The sequence below is a fragment of the Methylomonas koyamae genome, from assembly GCF_001644025.1.
Classification (GTDB): domain Bacteria; phylum Pseudomonadota; class Gammaproteobacteria; order Methylococcales; family Methylomonadaceae; genus Methylomonas; species Methylomonas koyamae_A.
The window spans coordinates 1-6217 of sequence record NZ_LUUK01000117.1 but is presented as its reverse complement, the minus strand read 5'-3'; the positions used below and the strand labels follow the sequence as shown (position 1 = coordinate 6217).

5 protein-coding genes are annotated in these 6217 nt (G+C 57.8%); 4 read left to right on the top strand and 1 reads right to left on the bottom strand.

Translation table 11 applies throughout. The features are described 5' to 3' along the window. From mutS to A1355_RS09085, 4 genes are all read left to right on the top strand, one after another. Positions 1 to 1629 (top strand): DNA mismatch repair protein MutS (mutS, locus tag A1355_RS09100; protein WP_064027222.1); only part of this gene is annotated, 1629 nt, incomplete at its 5' end. A 208-nt stretch (positions 1630 to 1837) separates the two neighbouring features. Next, positions 1838 to 4108: a CHASE2 domain-containing protein gene (locus tag A1355_RS09095; RefSeq protein ID WP_064027219.1), complete on the top strand. Its 2271-nt coding sequence runs from the start codon at positions 1838 to 1840 to the stop codon at positions 4106 to 4108. A gap of 78 nt (positions 4109 to 4186) precedes the next feature. After that, positions 4187 to 4627: a FecR family protein gene (locus tag A1355_RS09090; protein WP_064027217.1), complete on the top strand. Its 441-nt coding sequence runs from the start codon at positions 4187 to 4189 to the stop codon at positions 4625 to 4627. 12 nt (positions 4628 to 4639) lie between these two features. Beyond that, on the top strand, positions 4640 to 5233 hold the full coding sequence (locus tag A1355_RS09085) for an OmpA family protein (protein WP_064027215.1): 594 nt from the start codon (positions 4640 to 4642) through the stop codon (positions 5231 to 5233). Between the two features lie 89 nt (positions 5234 to 5322). Here the strand turns inward: A1355_RS09085 and A1355_RS09080 are convergent, their stop codons facing one another. Further along, positions 5323 to 6033 (bottom strand): DsbC family protein, encoded by a 711-nt coding sequence (locus A1355_RS09080; protein WP_064027213.1) that lies wholly within the window; start codon positions 6031 to 6033, stop codon positions 5323 to 5325. Positions 6034 to 6217: the final 184 nt, after the last annotated feature.

Sequence of the window (6217 nt, the reverse complement as noted above, 5' to 3'; positions counted from 1 at the left end):
CGGCCGTTGCGCGACCAGGCCGTGGTCAACGGCCGCTATGCCTGCATCGCCAGCCTGCTCGAAAACGAGCTATACCTTGATTTGCAAACCAGTTTGCGCCAAGTCGGCGACATCGAACGCATCAGCTCGCGGATTGCGTTGAAATCGGCGCGGCCGCGCGACCTGCTGACCTTGCGGCTGACCCTGTCGGTGCTACCCGAATTGCAACAAAAACTGGCCGGCAGCGACAATCCGCATCTGGAAGCGTTATGCGGCCAGTTGCGCGAACACCCTGAATTGGTAGAACTGTTACAACGCGCCATCATCGAAAACCCACCGATGTTGATCCGCGACGGCGGCGTGATCGCGCCGGGTTTCAACGCCGAGCTGGACGAATTGCGCAATCTCAGCCAAAACGCCGACCAGTTTCTGATCGACATGGAACAGCGCGAGCGCGCCGCCACCGGTATTGCCAATCTCAAGGTCAATTACAACCGGGTGCACGGCTATTACATCGAAATTTCCAACGCCCAGGCCGACAAGGTACCGGTGCATTACACCCGCAAACAAACTCTGAAAGGCGCCGAGCGCTATATCACGCCGGAACTCAAATCGTTCGAAGACAAGGTGCTCAGCGCGCGGGAAAAATCGCTGGCCTTCGAAAAAGCGTTATATGACGAACTGCTGACCACGTTGGGCGAGGCCTTACTTGACCTGCAACAATGCGCCATAGCGCTGGCCGAGCTGGACGTGCTGGTCAACTTTGCCGAACGCGCCGAAACCCTGAACTGGACTCAGCCGGTATTGACTCAGGAGCCCGGCATCCATATCGTCGCCGGCCGTCACCCGGTGGTGGAGCAATTGTCCAGCATACCGTTCGTCCCCAATGATTTGGACTTTTCCGGCGACCGCCGCATGCTGGTGATCACCGGGCCCAACATGGGCGGTAAGTCGACTTATATGCGCCAGGCGGCGCTGATCGTGTTGCTGGCCCACATCGGTTGTTACGTGCCGGCGCAATCCTTGATCTGCGGCCCGGTCGACAAGATTTTCACCCGCATCGGCGCCTCGGACGACCTGGCCAGCGGGCGCTCGACCTTCATGGTCGAGATGTCGGAAACCGCCAACATCCTGCACAACGCCAGCGCCAACAGTTTGATTTTGATGGACGAAATCGGCCGCGGCACCAGCACCTTCGACGGCCTGTCCCTAGCCTGGGCTTGCGCAGACTACTTGGCGCGCCACGTCAAAGCCTTTACCTTGTTCGCCACCCACTACTTCGAGCTGACCACGCTGGCCGAAGAACAAACCGGCATCCACAACATTCATCTGGATGCGATGGAACACGGCGACAAGATCGTGTTTTTGCACGCGGTCAAGGATGGCCCGGCCAGCCAAAGTTACGGACTGCAGGTCGCGGCCTTGGCCGGTGTGCCGCAATCGGTGATCGCCAACGCCAAGCACAAGCTGGCGCAATTGGAAAACACCGCCTACATCGAGCAGCAAAGCCACCAGGAAATCAACCAATTCGACCTATTCACCAGCCGCGAATGCCATCCCGCCGTGGTGCTGCTCGAAGAAATCGATCCGGACCTCCTCAGTCCGCGCCAGGCCTTGGACACCTTATACCGGTTGAAGAAAATGCTCTAGAAACCATCAGGGCCGTCGCTCGCCCATTGGGTTAGGCGACGTCTCCCCGGCTGTTTGGCGCGGAGCCACGCAAAAATCTCGTCCCGGCCTACAGACGCGCCAAAACTGCAACCACGAATGTTTGCTCGCAACGCGAACCGCGACGAAATACCAAAACGCTGTCCGCTGACTATAATCGGCAGTGATTCTTCAAACTTTCTCCGCATCGATGCCAAGACGGCTAAGCAAGCAAACGCCCATCGCGCTAATCCTCGCCGCCGCGATAGTGACCTTGACCTGGACCGACGCCGCTTGGCGACTGGACCGCTGGCTGTACGACGCCTGTTTGACTTGGCTGGCCAAGCCCGCTTCCGCCGATATCGTCATCGTCGAAGTCGATCAGCGCAGTCTTGGCACGCTGGGGCGCTGGCCGTGGCCTCGCGATATCCACGCCAAGCTATTGCGCAAATTGGCCGCGGCCCGGCCCACCGCGATTGCGCTGGATTTTGTGTTCTCCGAGGCCGATGCCGAGCACCCCGAAGCGGATGCCGAGCTATCCATGGCCTTGCGAAACAGCGGCCCTGTGATTCTACCGGTCATCATCGAAAGCAACGCCGATTCCCTGGTCGAAACCTTGCCGATCGCTTCGTTTCGCTCGGCGGCGATTCTGGGCCATGCCAACTTGGAAATAGACAAAGACGGGGTCGGGCGCGGCCTGCTGTTATGGAGCGGGCTAGGCGCCGCTCGTTGGCCGGCGATGGCACTTGCAGCCTATGCGGTCCGCTATCCGGACGCTTTAAAAGCATCGACCGGCGCGCGGACAGGCAATAATCCGGCTGGCGTCGCCACCGGATTGGCCGGCGATTATCGGGTCGGCTTGCCGTTTTACGACACCAGCACCGACTTCGTCCGGGTGTCTTATGCCGACGTGCTGTCCGGCGCCGTGGCCGACCAGGTTTTCCAGGATAAATTCGTCTTGGTCGGTCTGACCGCCGCCGGCATCGAGCGAGAATTACCGGCCCCGCTCGCGGTTGGGAATCGGCCGCTAAGCGGTGTCGAATTTGTCGCGGCCGGGCTGGACGCCTTATTGAAACAGAAATTTTGGCAAGAACTGCCGTGGCTCTGGCAGTGCGGTGTGGCACTGCTGCTGACCGGCTTGACCGTCGGTGCTGGCGCTTGGGCACCGGCGCGCTGGCTGCCGCTGGTCGTAGCGGCCTTTGCGGTTGGCACGGTCGTTCTCAGTCTGTTGTTGTTGGCGTTCGGCGGCTATTGGTTTGCACCGGCAGCCACCGTCACGGTCGTATTCCTCAGCTATCCGCTGCGCAGCTGGCGCCAATTCGAAAAACTGCTGCAATCCTTGTTTGCCGAACGTAAACGGGCTTACATCACATTGAATGCGATTGTCGATGCTGTCGTGACCACGCGCGATAACGGCGAAATCGACTTCATGAACTCCCGCGCGTTGGATATGTTCGGTCCCAAGTTACTCGAAGCCGGCCGTAACATTGACCAGTTATTTTCAGCACAAGCCGGCGGAAAGCTCTGGCTCCCTAGCGAATTGATCGCCGAGAGCCGGAGCGGAAACGCGCCTCTCAAATTCGAACACTGCCGACTGACCGTTAGCGATCAACAAAGTGTGACCGCCAATCTGGTAGTGGCACCGCTGTTCGGCAGTCAAGGTGAAGCACTAGGCGCGGTGATTACGGTCAACGACCTTAGCGAGCGCATGCTGATGGCAAAACTCTTGCTTAAAAAAGCCGAGGAGTTTAGCGAGATTCGCGAGTCCATGGATCGCGTCGAGCAAATGAGTACCGCCAAAAGCCAATTCATGGCCCAAATCGGCCACGAACTGCGCACACCATTGAACGCGGTGATCGGCTTTGCGCAGTTGCTGCAAATGGAGGACCCAGAGCACCCGCTGGCCGCCGAACATCTGGAAGCCGCAAACGAAATATTCAAGGCCGGCATGCACTTGCTGAATTTGATCAACGATTTGCTGGACTTGGCCAGAATCGAATCCGGAAAGCTGAGTCTGAACCTGACCACGGTCGAACTGACAACCCTGTTGGACGACTGCTTGGCCTGGATCGCACCGCTCGCCAACCCGAACGCGATTGTCGTAGAGCTGGCCAACCCGCTGGCCCCGACGACCTGTCTCTACGCCGATGCAGGCCGCGCCAAGCAGGTCTTGCTGAACTTTTTGTCCAACGCCGTCAAATATAACCGGCCCGGCGGCCGCGTCGTCGTGTCGACCCAGACCACCGACGCCGGCTACGTCCGCATCGCGGTGACCGATACCGGGCCGGGATTGAGCACGGCGCAACTCGATCGCCTATTCAAGTCATTCGAACGCCTGGATGCCGAACATAGCGGTATAGAAGGGACAGGCATCGGCTTGGCTATCGCCAAGCAACTGACGGAGCTGATGGCGGGACGAGTCGGCGTCAGCAGCATCCCGGAGGTTGGCAGCACGTTCTGGGCTGAATTTCCACCCGCATAAGCCGCAATGCTGTCTATACTTGCCCGCTAACCCACCGCGCTGTCTGCGCAAGGCTTTCGGACTTTCGAGAGGGCATCCATGAAAATCGTATTCTTGTGTTTGATCTGGCTGAGCTGTGCCGCCGGCTCGGTCCGGGCGGAGCAATCGGCCATCGGTTACGTCAAAACGGTCGCCGACGCGACGGTGATTGTCGAAGGCGATCTGCAAATTCCGGCTGTATTAGGCTCGCCGATTAGAGTCGGTCAAGTCATCAAAACCGACGAGCGCGGCGCGGCCGGAATTACGTTGAAAGACAACACGGTACTATCGATAGGACCGAACACCGAACTGGAGATCAAGGCCTACCAATTCGAACCGCAACAAGAGCGCTTGGAACTGAACGCCAGCTTGCTGAAAGGCACGCTCCAATACATTTCCGGGGTTATCGCCAAACTCAAGCCCGAGGCGGTAACGCTGAAAACGCCGTCCGGCGTCATCGCGGTGCGCGGTACGCGGTTTCTGGCCAAAGTCGATCCATAAGCGGGAGCAGCCATGACTATCAATCGAATGAAACCCTTAACGCTGCTGCTGACCGTCGCGCCACTGTTCGTCGGCTGTAGCTCGTCGTATCTAGTGTTGTTGGAAGATCACGACGGCAGTACCGGCCAGGTCGTGTTCAAATCGGCCGACGGCGAAACGGTGCTGGACCGCGCCGGATCCGCGACCCGCATCGACCGGAAAGGGGACGTATTTCAGGCAGACCAAAAACAAATTGAATCAGACTTCGGTCGGGCGCTCGGCTCAGAGCCGGTCAGGCCGGAAGTATATCTGCTGTACTTCGAAACCGGCGGTACCCGCTTGACAGCGGAATCGGCGGCGCAGTTGCCTAAAATCATCGAATCGGCGAGCCGTCACCCGGCCGCCGATATTTCCATCATCGGCCACACCGACACCGTCGGCGCGGCGGCGGACAACGAGACGTTGGCGAAAGAACGTGCCGAACAAGTGGCTAAGCTATTTGGTGCCGGACAGTTGGATGTCAAGGAAATTGCGGTGACTTCTCACGGTGAGAAAAACCCGCTGGTAAAAACCGCCGACGAAACACCGGAACCGAAAAATCGGCGGGTAGAAGTTACGATACGCTAGGGCAGCGAGTCTTCTTGAAATTTTTTTTAAAGTGGTCTAAAACCCGCTAAACGGTCGCTTAGCGGGAGTTTGGCGAGCAAACCGCCGGCTTATTCGCTGGACAGGATTTTGGCGAGCTGGGCTGCCGGCACGTATCCCGGTAATACGTTACCTTTTTCGGTGACAATCATCGGCGTGCCGTTCATGCCGAATTCCTCGCCCAAAGCCATGTGATTGTCGACCGGATTGTCACAGGCCTTGCTATCCAGATTTTCGCCTTTCTTGGCAGAGGTCAGCGCCTTGTTACGATCAGGCGCGCACCAGACCGACACCGCTTTCTTATAGGAATCCGAACCTTTGCCGGCCCTGGGGAAAAACAGGTAGCGTATGGTGATGCCCTGCGCCTGATATTGCTCCATCTCGGAATGCAGTTTCCGACAATAGCCGCAATCGATGTCAGTGAACACCGAGACCTGATGCTTAGGCGATTCTGGCTTGAAAATAATCATATTTTTCTCGCCGACTTTGTCCAGCGCGTTTTTTCTGGCGCCGGCCTGCTTGGTTTCGGTGATGTTTTTCTTGGCCTCGGCATCGAACAACTGTCCTTGCAACAGATACTTTCCGTCTTCCGAGGCATAGAAAATATTGGCGCCCATCGTCACTTCGTATAAACCCTTGATTTCAGCCGGCGTGATTGAATCGACCTGTCCGGACGGCATGAATTCGGTCAAGGCTTTCTTGATGGCGGCTTCGTCGGCGGCCGCGTTCGCACTGATCGCGGCCGAAGCGGCAATCACCAGGGTTCGAAACAATGTTTTCATGGAATAGTCCGAGGGATGGGAAAGAAAGCGGTTGACTCGACGCGGCGCGAATCGTTCCAAGTTATTGGAACAATCGATCGATATCCAAAAACATCGCCAGCGCCATCAGCATCATTAGTAAAAACATGCCGACTTGTTGAAAATACATTTGGATCTTGTCCGGCAACGGCCGCCCGCGCAGGGC

What these genes read in the sequence shown, in the direction of transcription:
- A1355_RS09080 (WP_064027213.1), bottom strand. Translation starts at nt 6,033, where the DNA reads ATGAAAACATTGTTTCGAACCCTGGTGATTGCCGCTTCGGCCGCGATC.
- A1355_RS09085 (WP_064027215.1), top strand. Translation starts at nt 4,640, where the DNA reads ATGACTATCAATCGAATGAAACCCTTAACGCTGCTGCTGACCGTCGCG.
- A1355_RS09095 (WP_064027219.1), top strand. Translation starts at nt 1,838, where the DNA reads ATGCCAAGACGGCTAAGCAAGCAAACGCCCATCGCGCTAATCCTCGCC.
- A1355_RS09090 (WP_064027217.1), top strand. Translation starts at nt 4,187, where the DNA reads ATGAAAATCGTATTCTTGTGTTTGATCTGGCTGAGCTGTGCCGCCGGC.